The sequence below is a fragment of the Acinetobacter sp. BWR-L5 genome (assembly GCF_039655985.1).
GTDB lineage: Bacteria > Pseudomonadota > Gammaproteobacteria > Pseudomonadales > Moraxellaceae > Acinetobacter > Acinetobacter johnsonii.
Genome location: NZ_JAGFEV010000001.1, coordinates 36,902 through 59,857, shown reverse-complemented (window position 1 = coordinate 59,857; position 22,956 = coordinate 36,902). Strand labels below are relative to the sequence as shown.

21 protein-coding genes and 1 tRNA gene are annotated in these 22,956 nt (G+C 40.8%); 13 read left to right on the top strand and 9 right to left on the bottom strand.

Going from position 1 to position 22,956, the window contains the following annotated elements; all coding sequences use genetic code 11:
* Window positions 1-58 precede the first annotated feature (58 nt).
* A tRNA-Asn gene (locus JZ787_RS00265) sits at window positions 59-134 on the bottom strand.
* A 251-nt stretch (window positions 135-385) separates the two neighbouring features.
* On the opposite strand from JZ787_RS00265, the gene JZ787_RS00260 reads away from it, so the two are divergent.
* Window positions 386-844, top strand: a complete 459-nt coding sequence (locus JZ787_RS00260) for a hypothetical protein (protein ID WP_234303722.1) — start codon at window positions 386-388, stop codon at window positions 842-844.
* Between the two features lie 69 nt (window positions 845-913).
* On the opposite strand, the gene JZ787_RS00255 is transcribed toward JZ787_RS00260, so the two are convergent.
* Window positions 914-1,348 carry a PaaI family thioesterase gene (locus tag JZ787_RS00255; RefSeq protein WP_168159039.1) on the bottom strand — a complete coding sequence of 145 codons (435 nt, stop codon included), beginning with the start codon at window positions 1,346-1,348 and terminating at the stop codon, window positions 914-916.
* Window positions 1,349-1,688: 340 nt separating this feature from the next.
* Here JZ787_RS00255 and JZ787_RS00250 point away from each other — a divergent pair, with 340 nt between their 5' ends.
* A complete protein-coding gene (locus JZ787_RS00250) occupies window positions 1,689-2,111 on the top strand; it encodes a GFA family protein (protein ID WP_004693653.1) in 423 nt (140 codons plus the stop codon).
* A 128-nt stretch (window positions 2,112-2,239) separates the two neighbouring features.
* Complete coding sequence (locus JZ787_RS00245; protein WP_346311360.1) at window positions 2,240-3,109, top strand: DMT family transporter; 870 nt, start codon at window positions 2,240-2,242, stop codon at window positions 3,107-3,109.
* Window positions 3,110-3,211: 102 nt separating this feature from the next.
* Here the strand turns inward: JZ787_RS00245 and JZ787_RS00240 are convergent, their stop codons facing one another.
* The gene (locus tag JZ787_RS00240; RefSeq protein ID WP_346311359.1) at window positions 3,212-4,438 is read right to left on the bottom strand and encodes a pyridoxal phosphate-dependent aminotransferase; all 1,227 of its coding nucleotides are present in this window, start codon (window positions 4,436-4,438) and stop codon (window positions 3,212-3,214) included.
* A gap of 217 nt (window positions 4,439-4,655) precedes the next feature.
* On the opposite strand from JZ787_RS00240, the gene JZ787_RS00235 reads away from it, so the two are divergent.
* The gene (locus tag JZ787_RS00235; protein ID WP_004693646.1) at window positions 4,656-4,835 is read left to right on the top strand and encodes a hypothetical protein; all 180 of its coding nucleotides are present in this window, start codon (window positions 4,656-4,658) and stop codon (window positions 4,833-4,835) included.
* A 43-nt stretch (window positions 4,836-4,878) separates the two neighbouring features.
* Here JZ787_RS00235 and JZ787_RS00230 read toward each other — a convergent pair whose 3' ends face one another.
* The 3 genes from JZ787_RS00230 to JZ787_RS00220 form a co-directional block, all read right to left on the bottom strand.
* On the bottom strand, window positions 4,879-6,345 hold the full coding sequence (locus JZ787_RS00230; protein WP_346311358.1) for a sensor domain-containing diguanylate cyclase: 1,467 nt from the start codon (window positions 6,343-6,345) through the stop codon (window positions 4,879-4,881).
* A gap of 207 nt (window positions 6,346-6,552) precedes the next feature.
* Window positions 6,553-7,194, bottom strand: a complete 642-nt coding sequence (locus JZ787_RS00225; RefSeq protein ID WP_346311357.1) for a hypothetical protein — start codon at window positions 7,192-7,194, stop codon at window positions 6,553-6,555.
* Window positions 7,195-7,529: 335 nt separating this feature from the next.
* On the bottom strand, window positions 7,530-8,321 hold the full coding sequence (locus JZ787_RS00220) for a hypothetical protein (RefSeq protein ID WP_058869426.1): 792 nt from the start codon (window positions 8,319-8,321) through the stop codon (window positions 7,530-7,532).
* A gap of 175 nt (window positions 8,322-8,496) precedes the next feature.
* Between JZ787_RS00220 and uvrB the strand changes: the two genes are divergently transcribed.
* From uvrB to JZ787_RS00190, 6 genes are all read left to right on the top strand, one after another.
* Window positions 8,497-10,518, top strand: a complete 2,022-nt coding sequence (uvrB, locus tag JZ787_RS00215; RefSeq protein ID WP_087011130.1) for an excinuclease ABC subunit UvrB — start codon at window positions 8,497-8,499, stop codon at window positions 10,516-10,518.
* 103 nt (window positions 10,519-10,621) lie between these two features.
* Window positions 10,622-11,206 (top strand): lipocalin family protein, encoded by a 585-nt coding sequence (locus JZ787_RS00210; protein ID WP_062032419.1) that lies wholly within the window; start codon window positions 10,622-10,624, stop codon window positions 11,204-11,206.
* 149 nt (window positions 11,207-11,355) lie between these two features.
* Window positions 11,356-12,291: an EamA family transporter RarD gene (gene rarD, locus JZ787_RS00205; RefSeq protein WP_148826268.1), complete on the top strand. Its 936-nt coding sequence runs from the start codon at window positions 11,356-11,358 to the stop codon at window positions 12,289-12,291.
* A gap of 323 nt (window positions 12,292-12,614) precedes the next feature.
* Window positions 12,615-14,072, top strand: a complete 1,458-nt coding sequence (locus JZ787_RS00200) for a glyceraldehyde-3-phosphate dehydrogenase (RefSeq protein WP_004980374.1) — start codon at window positions 12,615-12,617, stop codon at window positions 14,070-14,072.
* Window positions 14,073-14,374: 302 nt separating this feature from the next.
* Window positions 14,375-15,076: an MFS transporter gene (locus JZ787_RS00195; RefSeq protein ID WP_346311677.1), complete on the top strand. Its 702-nt coding sequence runs from the start codon at window positions 14,375-14,377 to the stop codon at window positions 15,074-15,076.
* Window positions 15,077-15,084: 8 nt separating this feature from the next.
* Window positions 15,085-15,765 carry a hypothetical protein gene (locus JZ787_RS00190; protein WP_346311356.1) on the top strand — a complete coding sequence of 227 codons (681 nt, stop codon included), beginning with the start codon at window positions 15,085-15,087 and terminating at the stop codon, window positions 15,763-15,765.
* A gap of 52 nt (window positions 15,766-15,817) precedes the next feature.
* On the opposite strand, the gene JZ787_RS00185 is transcribed toward JZ787_RS00190, so the two are convergent.
* Entirely contained in the window at window positions 15,818-16,669 is an 852-nt protein-coding gene (locus JZ787_RS00185) for an SDR family oxidoreductase (RefSeq protein WP_346311355.1), read from the bottom strand.
* 112 nt (window positions 16,670-16,781) lie between these two features.
* Here JZ787_RS00185 and JZ787_RS00180 point away from each other — a divergent pair, with 112 nt between their 5' ends.
* The 3 genes from JZ787_RS00180 to proB all read left to right on the top strand — a co-directional run bounded on the left by JZ787_RS00180 (window position 16,782) and on the right by proB (window position 19,940).
* Window positions 16,782-17,162 carry a helix-turn-helix domain-containing protein gene (locus JZ787_RS00180; protein ID WP_004980366.1) on the top strand — a complete coding sequence of 127 codons (381 nt, stop codon included), beginning with the start codon at window positions 16,782-16,784 and terminating at the stop codon, window positions 17,160-17,162.
* Between the two features lie 403 nt (window positions 17,163-17,565).
* Window positions 17,566-18,780, top strand: a complete 1,215-nt coding sequence (cgtA, locus tag JZ787_RS00175) for an Obg family GTPase CgtA (RefSeq protein WP_168159028.1) — start codon at window positions 17,566-17,568, stop codon at window positions 18,778-18,780.
* Between the two features lie 26 nt (window positions 18,781-18,806).
* Window positions 18,807-19,940, top strand: a complete 1,134-nt coding sequence (gene proB, locus JZ787_RS00170; protein ID WP_005399671.1) for a glutamate 5-kinase — start codon at window positions 18,807-18,809, stop codon at window positions 19,938-19,940.
* A gap of 58 nt (window positions 19,941-19,998) precedes the next feature.
* On the opposite strand, the gene JZ787_RS00165 is transcribed toward proB, so the two are convergent.
* Window positions 19,999-20,595 (bottom strand): phosphatase PAP2 family protein, encoded by a 597-nt coding sequence (locus JZ787_RS00165; protein ID WP_346311354.1) that lies wholly within the window; start codon window positions 20,593-20,595, stop codon window positions 19,999-20,001.
* Between the two features lie 128 nt (window positions 20,596-20,723).
* The gene (locus JZ787_RS00160; RefSeq protein WP_346311353.1) at window positions 20,724-22,931 is read right to left on the bottom strand and encodes a TonB-dependent siderophore receptor; all 2,208 of its coding nucleotides are present in this window, start codon (window positions 22,929-22,931) and stop codon (window positions 20,724-20,726) included.
* Window positions 22,932-22,956: the final 25 nt, after the last annotated feature.

Here is a 22,956-nt window from a genome sequence, read left to right as displayed (position 1 = left end):
CTTTTAATGTGTAGAAAAGAAGAAAGCCCACAACTTATAGTGTGGGCTTTCTTGAATTTGGCTCTCCAACCTGGGCTCGAACCAGGGACCTGCGGATTAACAGTCCGTCGCTCTACCGACTGAGCTATTGGAGAATCTGCATGCGATTATAAGGACATTTCATAGTGGGTCAAGTCTAAAATGTCATGTTGCTGTGATTTTTATATTGGATGCTTTTTATTTGAACAAAAAAATCATTTTCAAAAAAAATCGTATTGAAGTGCTTGCAATGTTGAAAAGTCGTTGATAGTCTGACTTTAACAACAGAGCGTTTAAGTGAAAACTTAAACAGTGTGGATTTATAACCAACTTGCCAGCACTAAAATGGCTAAACAGGAGAAAGCGAATGAATACGCTTACTATTTCCGATATTTTTGCAAACCTAGCTGATTATCAAGATCAGTATCTTTCTATTATTTCAAACCCTGAACAATACTATACCCCTGTAGAGTCAGCCTATATTGATGTTTGGCCTGTCGGTTATACGGACTTGTATTTGGGTGATTTATTACAACTTTGGTTTAGTGAGCGTTGGCTGGTCAACAGTCCTTGTCAGCTCCTTTCCGAACAGTCAACCAGTACTCTTAAAAAGACTGTGCAGCGAGAACATGATCTGTATTTGTATCAGTTGTCAGGCAGTGCTTTATCAGGTAATAATCGTTCAAAAGTCTGGTCTGCTGCTGAAGGCAAAAGTTTAGACGTGAGTTTAGACAGCGCATTTAAATATTACTGTATTTATAAAGGGGCTGAGCGTCCTGATGCCTCAAAATTGCAGACGCTGAAGACGTTTAAAACCGCAATTTGATCTGTCATGCTGAAGTAAAGTTTAATTTGGCATAAAAAAGGCACTGAAATTTATCAGTGCCTTTCGTTTTTAGGGACGAATAATCATACAGGTGGCTGTGGCATGGGCATAGAGCTTACCGTCTTCATCTACAATTTTACCTTCAGAAATACCTAAGTTCTTACTGATGTTGATCACGCTGCCGATGGCAAGTAGTTCTTTGTCTCTTGGAATTGGTCGGCACATTTTAATATTCAGATCAATGGTGCCATAGCCAACACCAGCTTCAAGCATAGTATGTATGGCACAACCCGTCACTGAGTCGAGTACTGTTGCTGCAAAGCCACCATGCACGCCACCAAGCGGGTTTAAATGACGATGATCTGCTTTTGCTTTAAAGCTAATTTTCCCTTCAGAAACTTCAAAAGGCTGCATGGGAATGGTTTCACTGATACTTGCAGGTGGAATTTTTCCTGTACACATGGCTTCTAAGAGTTGTAGTCCTGTCATTTCTTTGGGATTCATCTTGTTCATTCCTATATTTATCTATGAGTTCCTTTTTGGAACTTGTTATATAATTAAGCAAAATTCAGTCTTCTCGTCAATATTGAGCATTGGATTGATCAGTACAAAATCAACGAAATCGTAATCACGGATTGAGATGATGTTGCGAACGGATTGCATGTAAAGAGTGTAAGCGTATTCATGTTGATAATTTGAGTGTTGATAGAACGGAGTAACCTAAACGTGAGCATTATTTTAATGTGGTGCACAAAATTTATACACTCTTTATTTTTTATTTATATATAAGATAAACAAGGTTTTAGTAATTTTATACAGTCTTCACATGAAGAAGGAACTCACAATGAACGTGTCCTGTTTATGCGGTAAAACTAAGTTCCAAGCCGCACTCAAAAATCATGATGTGCATGCTTGTCATTGTTCGATGTGCCGCCAGCAGTCGAGCGGGGTACTCATGAGTATTGATGTCGAACCCAGTAGTTTAAAGTTTGACAATCAAGAATATTTAAAATTATTCAAGTCATCGGATTGGGGGGAGCGTGGTTTTTGTAGCGAATGTGGCACGTCACTTTTTTGGCGAACTCAGGACGGCAGCTATTGCAATATCAATGTGTTTGCGATGGAAGAACAGCCAAAAGATTTAAAACTTACAACAGAAATTTATATTGATAATAAGCCTGATTTTTACCAATTCAAGTATTCTACAGAGCAACTCACGGAAGCTGATGTGATTGCTTTATTTTCACCAGATGATGCTAAAAAATAAGATATTCAGGCTGAATCATCTGAGTTGCACATCGAGATTATTGATAAATTGTATGAGAAAAACTCTCTAGATTTAATAAGATATATTCGATATATCTAAAGCAGGCTGTTGAATAAGGACGCTCAAACATGCTGCTTAAAATTTCCATTGCAATGTTGGCCTTTGCAGCCAATTCGGTGCTATGTCGTTTAGCGTTGGCTGAGCAGCAGATTGATCCGATGAGTTTTAGCTTACTTCGGGTCTGTAGCGGTGCAATGGTGTTATTTCTACTGTATATGCTCACTACTCATAAGGCCAAAATAGAGTGGAGTGTAAAAAACGGATTTTTTCTTGCCTTATATATTGTGGCTTTTTCACTGGCCTATTTGCATATCGATGCGGGTGTAGGTGCATTACTCCTGTTTGGGACAGTGCAGTTAAGTATGGTCAGTTATGGCCTGTGTCATGGTGAAAAAATCAATTTGCGACGCGGTTTGGGATTGTCGATTGCTATTTTAGGTCTTTTGATTTTATTGCTACCAGGGGCTTCGGCACCTCCTTTAGGCTATGCTGCATTGATGGTACTTTCAGGCATAGGTTGGGCGATGTATAGCATCGCAGGTAAAAATATGCATAATCCACTGGCCAGTAGCTTGGCAAATTTTGTAGTGGCGATTCCTTTTGTTGTCTTGGTCTATTTATTTTTTTACACACAGAGTTTTATCCAGCCAAAAGGTATGCTGTTGGCGCTCTTATCTGGTGGTTTGGCATCGAGTGGAGCATATGTACTTTGGTATGCAATAGTGAAGAAAATTGATCGGGTCACGGCCAGTAGCGTGCAATTGTCCGTGCCATGTTTGGCGATTCTGGGTGGGGCATTGTTTATTGGGGAAGCGTTGAGTTTCCGAATCATTATTTCTGCGACGATTATTCTGGCAGGCATTGCCTTGGTGATCTCGGCGTCATCTCGCAAGAAAGACGTAGATACAATAGATTCTGCTGGTACTACACGGCTCTAAAATTATTTAAACGGGCTTAAGAGCAAATTTTTCAGATTTTGTTTAAAAATAAAAAACCCGCGAAGTTCGCGGGTTTCTCTAATCTAACTTTAAAGGGTTAAATTATTTTTCAGCAGCAATTGAAGCAATCGCAGCATCTACGCCTTCGATTGAATCAGCCGCTTTCTTGATACGTGCAAGCGCATCTACAAGTACGTCATCAGCAGTTGCATAAGAAATACGCATGAAACCGCCTAAGCCGAATGCATCACCAGGAACTACGGCAACGCCAGTTTCTTCCAATAGCCATTCAGAGAATTCTGTGCAAGATTTTAAGCCTTTCGCACGAATTAATGGACGGATGTTTGCATATGCATAGAATGCACCATCAGCAGGTAAGCAAGAAATACCCTTGATGTCGTTCAAACCGCTAACAACTAAGTCATGACGGCGTTTGAATGCTTCAATCATTGGCTCAAGAACGTCTTGAGGGCCATTCAACGCAGCTTCAGCAGCAACTTGTGAAATAGAAGTTGGGTTTGAAGTTGATTGCGATTGGATTTTTTTCATTGCGCCAATAAGCTTAGCAGGGCCCGCTGCATAGCCAATACGCCAGCCAGTCATTGCATACGCTTTAGACACACCGTTTAACACGATTGTGCGGTCATAAAGGTCTGGTGCAACTGTTGCGATATTGTAGAATTCGTCATCCCAACGGATTGGTTCGTACATATCGTCAGAAGCGATATAAACTTCTGGGTATTTACGAAGAACATCAGCCAAAGCTTCTAATTCAGCTTTAGTGTAGATCATACCTGTTGGGTTTGATGGACTGTTTAAAACCACTAAACGAGTTTTGTCTGTGATCGCAGCTTCAAGTTGAGCAGGTGTGATTTTGAAACGTTGTTCTTCACCACATTTTACAATAACAGGAACACCTTCAGCGATAATCACCATATCTGGGTAGCTTACCCAAAATGGTGCAGGGATGATTACTTCATCACCTTTGTTTAACAAAGCTAATGCTAAGTTAAAGAATGACTGCTTGCCGCCACAAGAAACCAAAATTTGGTTTGCAGCATAATCAAGGTTATTGTCACGCTTGAATTTTGCAATAATCGCTTTTTTAAGGCCAGGCGTACCATCTACAGCGGTGTACTTTGTGAAACCGTTGTTAATCGCTGCAATTGCTGCATCTTTGATGTGTTGTGGGGTGTCGAAGTCAGGTTCACCTGCGCCCAAGCCAATAACGTTCTTGCCAGCCGCTTTTAATTCAGCAGCTTTGTTGGTAACAGCAAGAGTTGGGGACGGTTTGATGGCATTCACACGATCAGAGAGACGTACGTCCACGGCAGTATTCCTTCTTATAGGGTTTAAAAAATAAAAAGCACACTATCTTAGCTTAAAAAACTCAAGCAAGGCGTTTAAAAACACAGATTTTCTGCAAAAAACATAAAAAAAATTCAATTTTGAATTAATGATTTCAAAAATGTACAGAATTAGGAAGTTTCTCGCATCTTTATGAAAAAAACTTTAAAATAAGCGCAATTTGATGAGAGTGATGGTCATGAGTAAGCAACAGCCTACTTCAAAAAAACCTTTGGTGAATCTCCCATTCCCAATGCCAAATGCAGAACAAAGTGCTGACGATGTTGCACATAATCAGGTTCGTCCAAAACCTGAACAGTATGCAGATCGTACTTGGATGCCACCACGTGGCACCCGTCGTTCAATGGGTAAGCGTTGATTCGCCATTGAGATAAAAAAAGCGCCCTGTTTAGGGCGCTTTTTTATTGATCATTCGCTGGGTTGTAATTGGTAACCCGTCGATCATTTTCTGCATAGTAGGTTTTTTTGTGCTCATACATCGCAGTGTCGGCACGTTTAAGCATATCTTCAACCCGTTCATTTGGCTGGCTGGTGGCAGTGCCAATCGACACACTAATAGGTTGATGATTATTAAATTGGTTATCTACCATTAAAAGCTCATGCAAACTTTCAATACAATGGTTCAATGCGGCTTCATCGGCGGCAGGTAATAGCACCACAAATTCATCACCACCGATCCTTGAAGCAGAGTATTGCGTGTTTTCAATTAACTGATTCAGGGTATTCCCCATACGGCGTAATAAGCTATCGCCTTGATCATGGCCGAGATTGTCATTGATGGCTTTCAAGCCATTCATGTCTAGGAAAATACAAGACACAGGGCGCAGGTTGTTGCGCTCAAGTCGGTTGATTTCAGTGCTGTAGAAAGAGCGGTTATAAAGTTTGGTTAAGACATCATGTTTGCCCAAGTACTCAAGATAATTTTCGGCTTTTTTGCGCGCGGTAATATCGGTGAGTGCCAGTTGTACCATACCCCAATCGTCTTCGAAGCCCGGAAACACGGCAAAATGTAACAGCACATGGCGAATACTTCCATCGAGTGCATAATTGACCGCTTCGCAGTTATGTTGAATATTGCCATCCCATAGTTCGAGCAACTGATGTCGAAAGGTCTGTTGGGTTTCGTTTTGAAAGACTTTATGCAAATTTTTAAGTAAATGGTCTTTGTCACGTGCAGCGAACAAATCGAGTGTGGCTTGGTTTACATCTGTAACCATGATGTCTCTGAGGCATTCATTAATAAAGTCATTATGGACATCAAGGAAGGTTTTAAAGTCACTGATCCCTAAACGACGTAAATGATCTAAACGTGCTTTGACTCGGCTAAAGTCCTCGACCCAAAGTGAAGTAGGCGAATATTGAAAACGTGCTTCAGCAATTAAACGACTTTTTTCTTCTAAACGTTGTGCATTGGCATAGGGCGTGATGTCTTCCGTGGTGATCAAAACCAATGAAAGATCGTGTTCATGACCGGGAAGTACTGTCCCGCGCAGTCGAATGTCAAGGCGATGACCTGTAAGCGTATAGTTTACAGCAGTATTTTCAAATAAGGTCTCACCATTCCAAAGTGCGACCAGCTCATTTAAATGAGTGCTTGACATATCTGCTTTAAAAATTTGCGCAAGGTTTGTGGTTAAGTCTTCAAAACTTTGGGCTTCAAATTGTTTTAAGGTTTGCGGGTTGACATGCAGGACTTTAATTTTATGCGCACAACTTAAAATACGTGATTTGTCTTCCAACAGAAACGACGCAATATCTACAACACCTTCACTCCGCCAAAGATCGAATTGTTTTTGTACTTCGCTAAAGTCTTCTAACCACATGGCAATGGGAGATAATTCAAAAATAGGAGAGTCCAATAATTGCATTTATATCTCGTTTTTATGTTGGAATTTAAAGCAGTATAAGCGCTAAAAAAACTTTTTAAAATAATGTGATAAAAAAAGTTATTTTTAAAATTTATGTGAGTTTATGGGGGATTTAGTCAAAAAATGCATATTTATTGCGCATAGAAAGTGCATAAGCTCAAATGGTTTTGGAACTGAAAAGAGTGTGTATGCTGATAGTGATAAGCGCTAAATGCTTTGAGGTCGATAGCGAAAAGTTTGAAATTGTTGATATTGATGGTCACGCCAAAATAAATTGATTACTAACAGGTTTGGAATCAATACCATGAAGAATAAATAAATCAAAAAATTGTTTCGTTGTTGTTGGTAGATCTGGATGAAGTCTTGGCTACTGATGGTTGTGTTGTCTGCTGTGACCGATAACACTAAAACTTCTGGGTAGATAAACTGACGGTTGTCTGTGTAATAACGGATACTAACTGCTTGTTGTTGAAAGTTTTCTAAGAGTGGGCAGCTTTTAAAGCGATCCATAAAATTACACACCAGTCTTAGTGGTTGCTGCTGAGAAGGTTCATTCAACACAACATCTTCATAATTTGATTTATTTCGCCTAGAGCCCGCAGTGTAGCTATTTAAGAGAATTTGGCCCACAGCTTGTGGTGGGTTGGATGCATAATTTGCAATTCGTACGGCTGAGTAGTCGGTAAATTTAAGCAGGCTAGAAAGGGCAAAAGCATTGATCATTACATAGAGTGCAACAAAGGAGAGGATTTCTAAAAAGGCGTTATTCTTTTCTGTTGGTTCATCCTTTGCTTTCTTGAAAAAGCTGAAGCAAACAATAAAAATAAAGCATGCAGGAAATATATTCATAAAATCAAATTCCTGAAACTGCGGCAGTTGATAAAATGCAATTAGCATTATAACGGCAACCACTATACTAAAAATGGCATGTTTATTTCTTTTAGATTTTAATGCTTCAATGTGTCGATTGGTTCGCATAATGTATTTAAGTTTTTGAAAAATATAATTATGATTTGCAGTGTAAGTCTATTTATATCAGTCGAAAAGAAAAAAGCAGCAACGCCTAAGTCACCCATAGATATGCCGAGACGATATTGTAGTGCATTTAATGATCGGGTTGCATATAGATCTATAATGCAAAAAGCCAACTCATAGAGCTGGCTTTGGGGTTTGAAAGATGGGTTTCAACGTGAGGCTTTTCGCGCACGATGTTCAGGCTTCGGTGGTGCGATTTCTCGTGTGCCTTGCCAAACCTCAATGAAGTCTTGTTCATTGATATTATAAAGTTCCAACAGCGCTAGAATGGCACCACCAAAAAGCATGCGTCCCTCAGCGTTGGTCTCAAAATCAAATATTTTCCCAGACAGCGCATGTAAAATATCTTCAATTTCAAAAACACGATCACGACCATTACTGTCGGTTGGATACATGCGTGTGTTGAGAATAATTTTGGCTAAACTTTTTTCATTATCGGTTAAGGCCAAATGCTGAATCAGCATGTCATCATTTTGAGTGCTGAAAATCACAGCATCGTTAAAAATAGTATGCAAAAATTTTTTACTTAGGCGTGGCAGAGTTCTTTCCACAAATGGGCGAAATGATGCGGGGAAAATAACATTATGAGAAATGCCTTTAAACATAGGAGCAATTTCTTCAACTTTATAACCCGCAATACCACAGCCGATAGAGGTTAGAAAGTAAGTCATTTTAGGGTGATTTTTAGTATAGATTTTAAAGTCATCAATATAGTGTTGAATTTGCGAGAGCGGCATTTGTTGTAAGTGTTCGTTCATGGTGGGAATGGCATAACTTTGCCCTGACCATCCACGTCCGACACCTTTGATTGCGCCAAAGTGCTCAAGTGCAGTTCGGGCAGCGCCATCCGCATGTTGACCTGCCATGTTACTACCAAACACAAATACGGTATGTTCATCTAGGTTTTTGACGATGCTTTCGTCATGATATTGGTATGTCATAGGCTCTGATTTTTCACTCTTCTTCACTTCATGTTGCCCTTGAAATACGGGGGGGTCAAGTGAAAAATCTTTGTAATATTTTCAGTAAATTACATTAAAAATCTAAAAGCAAGAATTGCTCTGGATTGAATCTGTTAAAATAGACGGTTGAAGAAGCAAATCTTGGGATATGTCTGTGAGTGAGAAACAACCTTTTGATTTAGTCACCAATTACCAACCCGCAGGTGATCAGCCGCAAGCCATCGAAAAGCTTGTTGCTGGAATAGAAAAGGGCTATCACGACCAGTTGTTACTTGGGGTTACCGGTTCTGGTAAAACCTATACCATGGCCAACGTGATTGCACGGACGCAACGTCCGACCATTGTCATGGCACATAATAAAACCTTAGCTGCACAGCTTTATGGTGAGTTCAAATCTTTCTTTCCGAACAATGCCGTCGAATATTTTGTCAGTTATTATGACTATTACCAACCTGAAGCCTATGTCCCATCTTCAGACACATTCATTGAAAAAGATTCTGCGATCAATGATCACATTGACCAAATGCGTTTATCTGCGACGCGTTCGCTCTTAGAGCGTCGCGATGCAATTATTGTTGCTTCAGTTTCTGCTATTTATGGTTTGGGTGACCCTAATGCTTATATGAGCATGTTGCTACATATTGTACAGGGCGATCGTATCGCACGTGATGACATCATTCGTCGTTTGGTGGAAATGCAATATAGCCGTAATGAGCTTGAGTTTTTACGTGGTACCTATCGTATCCGTGGGGAAATTATCGATATTTTCCCTGCTGAATCGGATCAGCATGCGATTCGAATCGAGTTATTTGATGATGAAGTCGATTCGATTCGTTGGTTCGATCCACTGACAGGCAAACTGGTACGTAAAGTTCCGCGCGTGACAATTTACCCAAAAAGTCACTATGTGACACCGAAAGATAATTTAGAGCGCGCCATCGGCACGATTCGTGAAGAGTTAAAAGAGCGCTTAGGTTTCTTTCGTGCACATGACAAATTGCTTGAAGCTCAGCGAATTGAGCAACGTACCCGTTATGATTTAGAAATGATGCAGCAGTTGGGTTATACCAACGGTATTGAAAACTATTCACGTCATTTGTCAGGTCGTCCCGCGGGCGAAGCACCACCGACCTTATTTGATTATGTTCCTGACGATGCCTTACTGATTATTGATGAGTCACACGTGACTGTGCCGCAAATTGGCGCGATGTATAAAGGTGACCGTTCGCGTAAAGAAAACTTGGTGAATTATGGTTTCCGTCTCCCTAGTGCTCTAGATAACCGTCCAATGCAGTTTGAAGAGTGGGAGCGGATTACCCCAGCTACAATTTATGTCAGCGCAACCCCAGCCAAATACGAGCTTGAAAAAGCCGAGCAAATAGCTGAGCAGGTGGTTCGTCCTACAGGGTTGATTGACCCTGAAATTGAAGTACGTCCGGTATTGACTCAAGTTGATGATGTCTTGTCTGAGATCAATATCCGTAAAGATCTAGATGAGCGTGTCTTGGTTACCACCTTAACTAAACGTATGGCAGAGGATTTAAGCTCGTATTTGAAAGAGTATGGGGTCAAAGTTGCTTATCTGCATTCAGATATTGACACTGTTGAACGGGTGAAAATTATTCATGATTTACGTTCAGGTGTCTACGATGTTCTCGTCGGGATCAACTTACTACGTGAAGGCTTGGACATGCCTGAAGTGTCTTTGGTGGCGATCTTGGATGCGGACAAAGAGGGTTTCTTACGTTCTGAGCGCTCTTTGATTCAAACCATTGGTCGTGCAGCACGTAATGTAAAAGGCAAAGCGATTTTATATGGTGATCGGATTACCGATTCGATGCAAAAAGCCATCGATGAAACAGCCCGTCGCCGTGAAAAACAAATGGCCTTTAATGAGCTGCATGGCATTATTCCACGTAGCACTATCAGACAAAATAAAAAGGATATTGATACAGGTGAAGTGCTGACAGATGATCAAGTTGAAAGTGGTATCACAGATCAACACCAAACGCTCAGTGCAGATGAGCAGCACTTGCTATCCGATCCGAAACTTCTTGCCAAGCATTTAAGCAAGCTGGAAAAAGAAATGCTAAAAGCTTCTAAAGAGCTACAGTTTGAGCAAGCTGCACGTCTACGAGATGAAATTTTGCGCTTAAAAGCACAACTTCTAACCTAAGTTGCATTTACATAACGCTACAGTAATTTGGGTAGAAAGCATTATTTTTTAAAGAGATGTTTATTTTTAGATCATAAATTCTGAAATATTAAAGGTACAGTTTATGTCTGCAAATCTTCCAAAGGCGGGTTTTACGCTTGCCAAAATTGCTGTAGGTGGTGCTGTTTTAGTCGGGTTAGGTATGGCAACCATGGCTTACGCCCAGAGCAAACCCTTGGCCGTGGTGGATAAGGTTGAATTAGATCGTTATTTGGGTGTTTGGTACGAAATTGCACGTAAGCCCATGTACTTCCAAAATAAATGCGGAACTAATGTCTCGGCTACTTATACCCTGAATGAAAATGGCAATGTGACAGTAGATAACCGCTGTTATGCCCAAGATGGTAAGCTGATGCAGTCCATAGGTGAAGCATTTGTACAAAACCCACCTTTTAACAGTAAGTTGAAAGTGAGTTTTTTACCTGAGGCGGTGCGTTGGTTACCTGTGGCACGGGGGGATTATTGGATTTTAAAAATTGATGATGACTATCAAACGGTTTTAGTGGGTGAGCCACGCCGTAAATATATGTGGGTGCTTTCTCGCTCGCCACAACCAGACCAAAAAGTTATTAATGAATACTTAGAATATGCAAAGTCAGTGGGTTATGACTTGAATGATCTGATTCATACCAAGCAATTGCAAAAGTAAAATCTATTAAGCCTTGAAAGCCATGCTGAAGCATGGCTTTTTTAGTTTCATATACGTATTTTAAAACTTGAATAATAAAGCTTTATACAGTCGAACGCTTTATAATTGCCGCCTATCAAAAAATCGTGTAAATCAATGTGGAGTGAAGGATGTATAAAGGTGTTGCACTATCGGTTTTAGCATCCGTCACTTTTGGAGTTTTGTATTTTTATACCTTTTTTTTAAAGCCCTTAGATAGTGAGCAAACTTTTGCTTGGCGTATGCTTTCGACCTTACCCTTTTTAACCGCATTCATGTGGTGGAGTGGCGATTTAAAACTCATTTCGGAGTTGTTTAAGCGTATGTTTAAACAACCTTGGATGATTGCTTGGTTATTGTTTAGTTCTGTTTTATGTACCACGCAGTTGTGGCTATTTTTATGGGGGCCCATGAATGGTCGTGGTCTACAAGTATCACTCGGCTATTTTTTACTGCCTTTGGTCATGGTGTTGGTTGGTTGCATCCTTTACAAGGAAAAACTATCCCGCTGGCAAATGGCCGCGGTAGCCTTTGCTGTGCTTGGGGTAGGACATGAAATTTGGCGTATTGGTAGCATGGCATGGGAAACAGTCTATATCGCATTGGCTTATCCTTTGTATTTCTTCCTGCGCCGTGTTTGTAAAACGGATCATTTGGGTGGCTTCTGGTGGGATCTGTTTTTAATTTTACCTGTCGCGTTTTATTTGGGCTTTGTGCATAGCGATAGCTTGGCTTTGATACAACAGTTTCCACATCTGATTTTGGCGGTCATTGGGTTGGGTTTCTTAAGTGCGATGGGACTTGGAAGTTATATACTTGCGAGTCGTTATTTACCTTTTGTGATCTTTGGTTTGCTGAGTTATTTGGAGCCTGTTTTACTGGCAGGAGCATCAGTTGCCATGGGAGAGCGTATAGAGGCAGGTGAGTGGTTTACCTATATTCCAATTTGGTTCGCAGTCTTATTGCTTATTATTGAAGGTGTGTTGCATTTATATAAGCAGCAACAAAATAAAAAACAGCTCGAACGAAATATTGAGCATTTTGAAAAACAGCAACATTCAGACTAATTTGATGATGTTCGGAGCTGTCATTGCGCTGCAATTTGGGCAATAAGCATGTTTCTTATTTGTTTCTTGCCCTTTAAAAATAGTTGACTGTTTGATAAAACATCATTTGCGTAACTGTTTATTTTTTATCTAAAAAAATATTTTTTTAATTTTTATACTGCAAAATCATAAGACTAAATGCAATTATTTCTTAAATTAATAATGAATATACGACAAAAAACATCATGCATTTACAGCTTTCGATTCAAACTTGGCGCTAAATCCTTTACAATTGTTGGGTTTTAAAATTTATGCTTAGATTAAATTAATTAGAGGACGTATCTGTGAGCAAAGAGACTATCATCGCCCTACACGCAGAACACCAAGGTCGCTGGAAAAACCGTGAAGAAATTGCGGAACAAATGATCGCTTTGATCGGTCAGCTTTACCGTGAAAAAAATATTGTGGTTTCAGTGTTTGGACGTTCTTTAGTTAACCGTTCAGTTATCCAAATTTTAAAAGCGCACCGTTTCACTCGTATGATGGACGTTGAGCTTTCAGTTGTACACACGTTCCCAATTCTTGAAGCGTTGGCTAAAATTGAAAATATCGGTACTGCTGAAATTGATCTAGGCAAATTAGCCGTTGCATTTAAAGAGCAAGGTGGCGATGTTGATGCATTTGTTGCAGCCGCTGTTAAATCTGTAGAAGGTCGTGCGACTTCAGTAGAAGGTCGTGACGTTGTCCTTTACGGTTTTGGTCGTATCGGTCGTATTCTTGCACGTTTAATGATTGGTCAGTCTGGTCTTGGTCGTGGTTTGAACCTAAAAGCGATTGTGGTTCGTAAGTCATCTGATGGTGATTTGGAAAAACGTGCGTCTTTATTACGCCGTGACTCAATCCATGGTCCATTCTCTGGTACGATTTCTGTTGATGAAGAAAACGAAGCAATCATTGCCAACGGTCAATTCATCAAAGTGATTTATGCGTCGAACCCAACTGAAGTTGATTATACCGATTATGGTATTAGCAATGCATTAGTGATCGACAACACGGGTAAATGGCGTGATGCGGAAGGTCTTGCTCAACACCTTAAGTGCCCAGGCGCTGCACGTGTGATCTTGACTGCACCAGGTAAAGGCGACATGAAGAATGTAGTGTTTGGTGTGAACCAAGCCGACATTCTTGATGAAGATACCATTATCTCTGCTGCAAGCTGTACAACTAATGCGATTACACCAACACTTAAAGTATTGCATGACAAATACACAGTGTTGAATGGTCATGTTGAAACAGTTCACTCGTTCACAAACGACCAGAACTTAATCGACAACTACCATAAAGCAGACCGTCGTGGTCGTGCTGCAACGTTGAACATGGTGATTACTGAAACAGGTGCGGCTAAAGCGGTTGCTAAAGCACTTCCAGCACTTCAAGGTAAATTAACAGGTAACTCTGTACGTGTTCCAACACCAAACGTTTCACTTGCGATTTTGAACTTAACTTTAGATAAAGAAGTTGATCGTGATGAAGTGAACGAATACATTCGTAAAATTTCAATCAGCTCTAGCCTTCAAGGTCAGATCGGTTATACCAACTCGACTGAAGTTGTATCATCTGACTTTATCGGTTCACGTACTGCGGGTGTATTTGATGCGCAAGCAACAATCACTTCGGGCAACCGTTTAACTGCATATGTTTGGTACGATAATGAAGTTGGTTATAGCTGCCAAGTGTTACGTATTGCAGAGCAAATGGGCGGCGTAAGCTATCCAAAAATTCCAGCTGAAACAAATGCATAATTTGTAATAGCGACTAAAAAGAGCCTCAATTGAGGCTCTTTTTTTTGCGTTGTTGTATGTGTTAAAGCTGATTAGGGGCAGCGGGGTGACATAAGTATTCGCTTGAATGGTAAGAGTTGCCAATGTTTAATTCCTACTTATTTACTTAGAATAATCAAAATGTACTGTGTAAAATAGGATGATAAAAATTAAAGAGTCTGGTTGGTATACAGCCCCTTAGACTTTCTAAGCTGACAAAAGGATGATATTTGTCAGATAAAAGAAAATAAAACAAAAGGAATTTGAATTTGCAACTGAAGCATATGCTAAGTGGATTGGCATTCATTGTGTTGGCATCTGTATGCGGTGTAATTATCGCTATTTGGACGTTTAAACACTTTAATATTTATATTCCTTTAGAAAATCAAAAAGTCAGTATTGATCTGCAAGAACCTTTACAAGCTGAGGTTAAAATTCATGATGCCTTAGATGTAGATGTCACAGGGCGCGTCAATGCAGAAATTCCAATTCGTGAAAACCTGAATATTCCCCTGACCCAAACGCTGACTCCACGGGTGTATTTTGATAATCAGGTTCCGATTAAAACCACCATTCCAGTGCGTGAAACCTTGAAAATTAATCAGAACATGCCTGTGGATACTAAGGTACAAGTGAAAGTCATGGGGCGAGATGTGACTTTACCTTTAAAAGGCAATATTCCAATTCAGTTGGATGTGCCGATTCATATCGATGTGCCACTTGAACAGCAAGTGCACCTCAAATTTGATGCGCCTGTGAAAACAGTGCTGAAAGAAAACCTGCATATTCCAGTCAATACAGTGGTTAAGACCAATATTCCAATACAGGGACATTTAAACGTTCCCATTAAAACAGCATTGAAAGCTTCGGTGGATGTACAGAATACATTGCCAATTGAAATTAAACAGGGTGAGTTGAAAATTCCACTCAATAGTTTGCAATTACTGCGTGAAAAACCTCTACCTCAAGAACACGTGAAGCCATAGGAGGGAGTATGTGGATATTCCAGTCTGCAAAGCGGCTTATACTGAGTTTTGTGTGCATTGTAATTTTGGTGGCTGTGCTGTTTTGGTTGTACCTGAATATTCAAGCTAATATGCAAGTGTCAGCGAGTGAAGCCCAAATTCAACTATCAGACTCCTTACCGACAAAAATCCAAGTGGGTAATTATTTAGAAACCCAATCCGTTGGGACTTTAGATACGCAACTGAAAATCGATCAGAAAATCAACCTACCTTTGACTGGGAAATATTTGGCAAATTTAGAGTTTGAAGTAGAAGTACCCGTTTCAGTATCTGTTGATTATCAAACCGAGGTACTCATTGATCAAAACATGCCGTTGGAGACAAGTACAGATCTAATTTATCAAAATAAACTATTGCCTAAGTTTCCACTCAATTTAGATATTCCGATTAAGCTGGCTGTGCCATTTCATTTAAAGCAGGACTATCAGATCCCGATCAAAATTATGTTTAATGGTTTAGTCTATTTTGAGTTTGATGAGCAAGTACGACTGCATGTGTTGCATCAGTTTGCACCACAGTTAAATTTGAATGACCCAATGACTATGCGCAAAATAGCAAGCTTCAATGCCACCATGTACAACATAGAGCGAAGTACGACCGCAAATTTGAAGATGAATATGACACTACCCCTGAAGAACATTCATCCATGAAAAACACCACCAATCATTGGTGGTGTTTGAATGTGAAGATTAAATGATTGGCTTAAAGTGCGGCTTTAATCGAATCTTGAATACTGGTGGTCTTATGTCCAATCAATTGTTCTAGGTCTTTACTGTTGCTGTACATCACGCCTTTGGCGGTCTGCACATCGGCATCCACAATCACATCAATCAAGTGTGATGGGAGGTTGGCTTGAATTAAGCCTTGACGCAGGTCATCGGCAGACAAATTTTGATAGATAACTGGCTTATGAGTTGCCTGACTGATGAATTGAGCCAAATCAGCTTTAGTAAAACTTTCAGAACCTGCCAATTCATAGGTTTTATTCTCATGACCTGTTGAAGTTAAGACTTTGGCTGCAGCTTCAGCATAATCTATACGCGATGCTGAGCTAATTCGACCGTCTTGAGCTGCGCCAAAAAGCGTCCCAATTTCAATGGTATGAGCAACACCTGCAAGGTAGTTTTCGCTATACCAATTATTTCTTAAGAAGGTATAAGTGATTCCACTGTCTTGAATAAGTCTTTCGGTTTCACGGTGTTCTTGAGCTAAGCCGAGTGGAGAGGTATCTGCACGAAGTAGGCTGGTATAAGCAAGATAAGGCACACCGGCCACTTTCGCAGCATCAATCACTGCTTGGTGTTGAGGCGTACGGCGACCAATTTCATTGGCTGAAATCAGTAATAACTTATCTACTCCTGATAGTGCAGGAACTAATGTTTCAGGGCGGTCATAATCAAACTCACGCAGCTCAATACCTTGCGCTTTGAAATGTTCAGCTCTATCAATGTTACGAACCAGCGCAACAATATTCTGGGCAGCGGTCAGCTGCAAAAGTTGCTCTATAACGAGGTTGCCAAGTTGTCCTGTTGCGCCTGTGATTGCAATTTTCATAATTCACCTATGTTGGTTGTTTTCTATACTTGATGGTTGTATCTTAATCTGTTAACTTACTAAATGTAAGTACGTACCAAAAAGTAAGTAATAAACCAAATGGAGAGAAATGATGCACACCTATGCGACAAGCAAATTGTTAGGTCAAGTTTTATCCACAGAGTGTCCGTCTCGTGAAATTTTGGAGCATCTTACGAGTAAATGGTCGGTATTGGTGTTGCGCTGTTTAAGTGATGGCGTACATCGTTTTAGTGAGCTCAAGCAGCGAATAGAAGGAGTGAGTGAGAAAATGCTTTCTCAGACGCTCAAAACGCTTGAGCATGATGGCTTTATTCTACGGACGGTCTATCCTGTGGTGCCGCCCAAAGTAGAGTACCAATTGACGATCTTGGGTTCTCAAGCCGCTGAGAAAACCATGTATTTGATTGGTTGGATTGAAAAAAGTTTGCCTGAAATTCTAGAAAGCAAAGAACGAGTGGCAGCTTTAAAATAAAAGATGACAAGTATTGTGGATTGGTTGTGATAATCCTTAATTGCGCTTTAATAGTGAATTCCTCAGGCGTGCGGAGGTGGTTTAGAGTTGATTCGAATTTCAGGCTGTGAAAAAGTTTTGTTATCAAACAAGCTATTCTTTTAGTGCGCTATTTTGATGTGAAAATCCTTTTTGAAAGTAAAAGTTGAGTAGGCTTGAATAAAATGAGTCGAAGAGCGATCTAACGACTAAATGGTCAGCACATTTAAATTAAAAAATGAATAAAATCAGGTGAAAAGTGTCGAAAAGTTAGATTTTGGTATTTTTGTGACTAAATTTCATGTTTCGCTGAATAATTCTATTCGAGAAATTTTGTAAAATATGGCAGAATATGCGGTTTTAAAGTATTTAGAGGATTGGCAGCATGCGCTTTGTTGATGAAGCAGTCATTACCGTAGAGGCTGGCGACGGTGGCAATGGCGTAGCCAGTTTTCGCCGTGAAAAATTCGTACCTTTTGGTGGTCCAGACGGTGGTGATGGTGGTCGTGGTGGTAGCGTATTTATCGAAGCTGATGATAATACCAGTACCCTTGTAGACTTCCGTTATACTCGCCGTTTCCGTGCGGAACGAGCTAAAAATGGTCGTGGCGCGAACTGCGCAGGCCGTGGTGGTGAAGACACCGTATTAAAGGTTCCTGTAGGTACAACCATTGTTGATACTGACTCAGGTGACATTATTGGCGACTTGGTTGAAAGTGGTCAGCGTGTGCTTGTCGCAGCGGGTGGTGATGGTGGTTTGGGTAATACTCACTTTAAATCATCGACGAACCGTTCGCCACGTAAGTGTACCCATGGTTTTAAAGGTGAATTCCGTGAAATTCGTTTAGAGCTAAAAGTACTGGCCGATGTTGGCTTACTAGGTATGCCAAATGCAGGTAAATCGACGTTTATTCGTGCCGTATCAGCAGCAAAACCTAAGGTTGCAGACTATCCGTTTACCACGATGATTCCAAACCTTGGTGTAGTCGATGCAGACAGTCACCGTTCATTTGTTATGGCGGACATTCCAGGCTTGATTGAAGGGGCTTCTGAGGGGGCAGGTCTTGGTATTCGTTTCTTAAAGCACTTGGCGCGTACGCGTATTTTGCTTCACATTGTGGATGTTCAGCCGATTGATGGTTCAGATCCTGCATACAATGCAAAAGCAATCTTGGCTGAGTTAGAGAAATTCTCTCCGACTCTTTCAAAGTTACCTATCGTTCTAGTGTTAAACAAAGTTGACCAACTTGCAGACGATACGCGTGATGAATGGTGTCAGCATATCTTAGATGAAATGCAGTGGGATGGTCCTGTATTCAAAACTTCAGGTTTGATGTCTGAAGGGACAAAACCAGTTGTGTATTACCTGATGGATCAAATTGAGCAACAACGTGAACGTGAGCTTGAAGATCCTGACTATGCAGCTGAAGTAAAAGCATTCCGTGAGCAGCTTGAAGCTGAAACACGCGAACAAACGATTGCCGCTAAAGAAGCATATCGTGAAATGCGTCGTCAACAACGCCTTGCAGGCCTGTTGGCTGATGATGATGAAGACGATGATGAAGATGACGGCGAAGTGGAAGTGTTTTACGTACGTTAAGCTCGTAATGAGTAACTGAGGACAAGATGATAGAAGTGGTAGATGGGCAACGTAAGCTCGAAGCTTGTAAACGAATCGTTGTTAAAATCGGATCATCTTTACTCACAGCAAATGGGCAAGGTTTAGATATAGATGCAATTTCGCATTGGGCGAAACAAATTGCAGATCTACACAATGCAGGACATGAGATTATTCTGGTGTCGTCAGGAGCTGTGGCTGAAGGTATGGTTCGTATGAAGCTAGACAGCCGACCCACCGATCTACCCAGTCTTCAGGCGTGTGCTGCCATTGGTCAGATGGGCCTTATTCATACGTGGTCAAGTGTGCTTGAAAAACATCACATTCAGACTGCGCAAGTGTTATTAACCCATGATGACTTAGCAGACCGTCGTCGTTATTTGAACTCATGTGACGCTTTACAGAACTTGATTGAATGGCATGTGATTCCTGTAATCAACGAGAATGACACGGTTTCGACCGATGAAATTCGCTTTGGTGACAATGATACGCTGGCCGCAATGGTTGCAGGTCAAGTCCATGCTGATTTGTTAATTATTTTGACTGATCAGCAGGGTATGTTCGACTCAGACCCACGTTCAAATCCAGACGCGAAATTGTTCCATACCGTGCGTGCTCTAGATGAGAGCTTGTTTGATATGGCTGGCGGTGGCGGTAAGTTTGGTCGTGGTGGTATGTTGACCAAAGTTCGTGCTGCACGCTTGGCTGCAAAGTCTGGCTGTCCAACGCTGATTGCCAGTGGTGAAAGTGACAATGTGCTTGCACGTTTGATGGATGGTGAAATGCTTGGGACATTGTTTATTACTGACAATGACCGCATTACTGCTCATCAACAGTGGTTAGCAGCTCACTTACAAACTGCGGGTCGTTTGGTATTGGATGATGGTGCTGTTAAAGCCATAAAAGATAATCATCGTAGTTTACTTCCAGTTGGCGTGAAAGCTGTGGAAGGGCATTTTGAACGCGGTGACGTGGTTGAATGTGTTGATATCCAAGGTGGCCGTGTTGCAGTTGGACGTGTCAACTTTAGTTCGCGCTCTGCGGAGCTGGTAAAGGGCTTGGCCTCAGATAAAGTTCACCAAGTTTTAGGTGAAGCACGTTCACTTGAGATGATTCATCGCAACCACATGGCGATCTACTGATTTAAATGCATTAAAAAAATCCCGCTTTCGAGCGGGATTTTTTGTTTTGAAGCAAAAGTTATTTGATATAGCCTTTTTGAATGAGGGGCTTAAATAAGTAAAAGTGAATGGTGAGTGCCCATTGCATGATTTTATCTTTATAGAGATTCCAAAGCTTTAATCCAAAGAAGTTTAAGGCAAAAGCCAATAGAAATGCGCCGAGCATATCTAAAGGAAAATGCACACCAAGATAGACACGTGACCATGCAACCAGCCAAGCCATAATCAAGAGAAAAATTCCCAGTTTACGCTGCGCAGAGAATAGATAAGAAAAGGCGATACTGCTAAAAATCAGCATATGGTCACTCGGGAAAGAGCCATTGGGTGCATGGTAAATGAGAGTGCGTCCGACCTCCATGACGAAAGGCCGTGGGTGATAATACAGATGAGAAATACATTGGCTGATCAAAATGGCGATACTGGTAAAAATAAACGCCTTCAATATCTGCTTTTTAGTGTCATAGTTACCACGTAGCCAAAACCAAGCAAACAGTAAAATCATGCAATAGAGCAGGTCATTGGCGATGAATATGGCAAAATGAATGCTGGTATTACTGGCTTCAGGAGAAGCATTAATCCATGAAAAAAGCGATAAATTAAGTTCTGAAAGAGTCATGAAAGTGGATTGTGTTTATAAAGTATGGAAGAGAGTCATAATTTTGTCATATTGTTAAAATAAAAAAGACCACAAAAATGTAGTCTTTTTTATTAGTTCAATGTAATTGAACTAATTAGCTTTCAGTTTTAAAAGTCAAATGACGTTTGAAGGTAGAAGGTACGCGGTTGCCCTACATATTTACCAGCAGTTGCTGTATCGGTAGAACGAGTGAAATATTGTTTATCAAACACGTTTTTAACGCCACCCGCGATTTTTAAACCATGGAATTGCTCACCAAAGTCATAGGCTGTACGCACGGCAAACGGTGCATAACCTGGAATATCACCAAATATACCATCTGCCGATTCTACAGTTTGATAAATCCCTGATTCTTGGTTTCCTGGTGAATGTTGCTTAGATTGAGCAAACATATCGGCATTAACGCTCCATTGATCTATCTTATAACCTAAACCGATATTGGCGGTATGACGGGAATAGAATGGGAGGTCTTTGTCTTTAAAATTACCTGATTCAGCCACAGCTTTAGTAAAGGTATAGTTGCTATATACTTTTAAGCCTTGCAATACATCTGCCAAGTAACCGAAATCATAAGCGATACCTAATTCAACACCCTTGTGGCTAGTCGCCCCGAGATCTGTCCAATATTTATTTTGTTGAAGGGTATTGGTTTCTAAGTACAGCTCTTTTTCAAAGTCCAAATAGAATACGGTCAACTCAGCATTTAGACCATTGCCTAAATACTTCGTCCCAATTTCATAGTTATTGGACTTTTCAGGATGTAAGCCATCAGTTGTACTTTGTGCAATACCACCTTCTAAACGTGCCAATTGGTTGTATTGCTGTGGGCCGAATGAAACGCCCGCATTGGCAAAAATGTTCCAATTGTCTGTCGCTTTATACATAACCGATAGGCTGGGTAAAAACTCATCTGAATCAATTTTGGGTGAAACGGTATTAACTGCTACGCCTTGGTTATAGGCAGTAAAATTGTTATGCGTTTCAATTGATTCAAAACGTAGTCCAGGTGTGATGACCCAGTTCCCTAAATCGAAGCGGTTATCTGCATAAATCGCATGTGCTTTAGTGCCACCTTCACTTGTGGTACGTGCTTTAATTTCGGTCACAGGTGCATTCAATGCATATGTAGATGAGCGACCTGAGAACTCAGAACTATCTTCATCTAAATAACGATAGCCGATAGTAAATTCGCTATTTGAGTTACCTAATTGGTATGCACGAGACCAGCGCGGTTCAATGGCAAAAACTTTGTAGTCGCGTGGAGAGGTATCCATACGCGAAGTGGTCGCACTAACATCTGTCTCTAAGTCGCTCGTGCGAAATGAGTCAATATAATAGGTCAGCAATTCAAAGTTATTTTTTTCATCTTGATGTGTATAGCGGAATGACACATCTGAGCGGCGACCAGAGAAATAATTACGTGACTTATTTGACTGATAAGGGTTTTGTGCATATTTTTCGGCAGTTAAGCCTTCAGGCATTTCACCATAACCTTCATAGTGATGTAGGTTTAAGGCAATAGCATCAGCATCTGTAATTTGATAGGCTGTTTTTAACATGACATCGTCAATGTCAGTTTTATTATTGGCTTCACGGTAGCCATCACCTTTTGTGCCAGAATACAGTAAAGCAAGGCCTAAACCATTATCTAAGGTTCCGCCTACAAATAAGTTCGGGCTGTATTTAACTTGATCTGTACCCGAAGCATATTCGGTCGTTAGGCTGACATTACCTGCAAACTCTTGAGGAATCGCGCGAGTTGTAAAGTTAATGATACCGCCAACGTTCTGCGGCCCAAAACGTACAGAACCTGCTCCACGAACCACATCTACAGATTCAATATTGCCTAATGATACTGGTGCTAGAGAAAGCTGAGGTTGTCCATAAGGCGCAAATGATAGCGGGACACCATCAAGCAGTACTGTAGAGCGAGGAGATAAACGAGAGGCTAAACCACGAACACCAATATTGAGTGAAACATCACTGCCACCAGTACCATTATTTTCTTGGACTTGAACACCAGGCACTTGCTTCAGGGCATCTTTAATTGAAGTCGCAGCAACTTCATCTAAGCGATTGCGAGTAATAATCGTACGAGCGCCTGCATGCTTTTGCACTTTCTCTGCATTGGCATCTTCTAACCAGTTGCCTTGTGCTTCAAGTTTGATGGTCGGAAGTACATTGTTGCTCGTTGCTTCAGTGAGTTCTTCTGCTTGTGCATAGGTCAAGCAGCTCATAGAAAGCCCAATCGCAATGCTGAGTTGTTTGGCTTTGAATAATCTGCGATCCTGCAGATGAAGACGTGATGAAATCATTCTTTTGTGCGCAATCCATAATAAA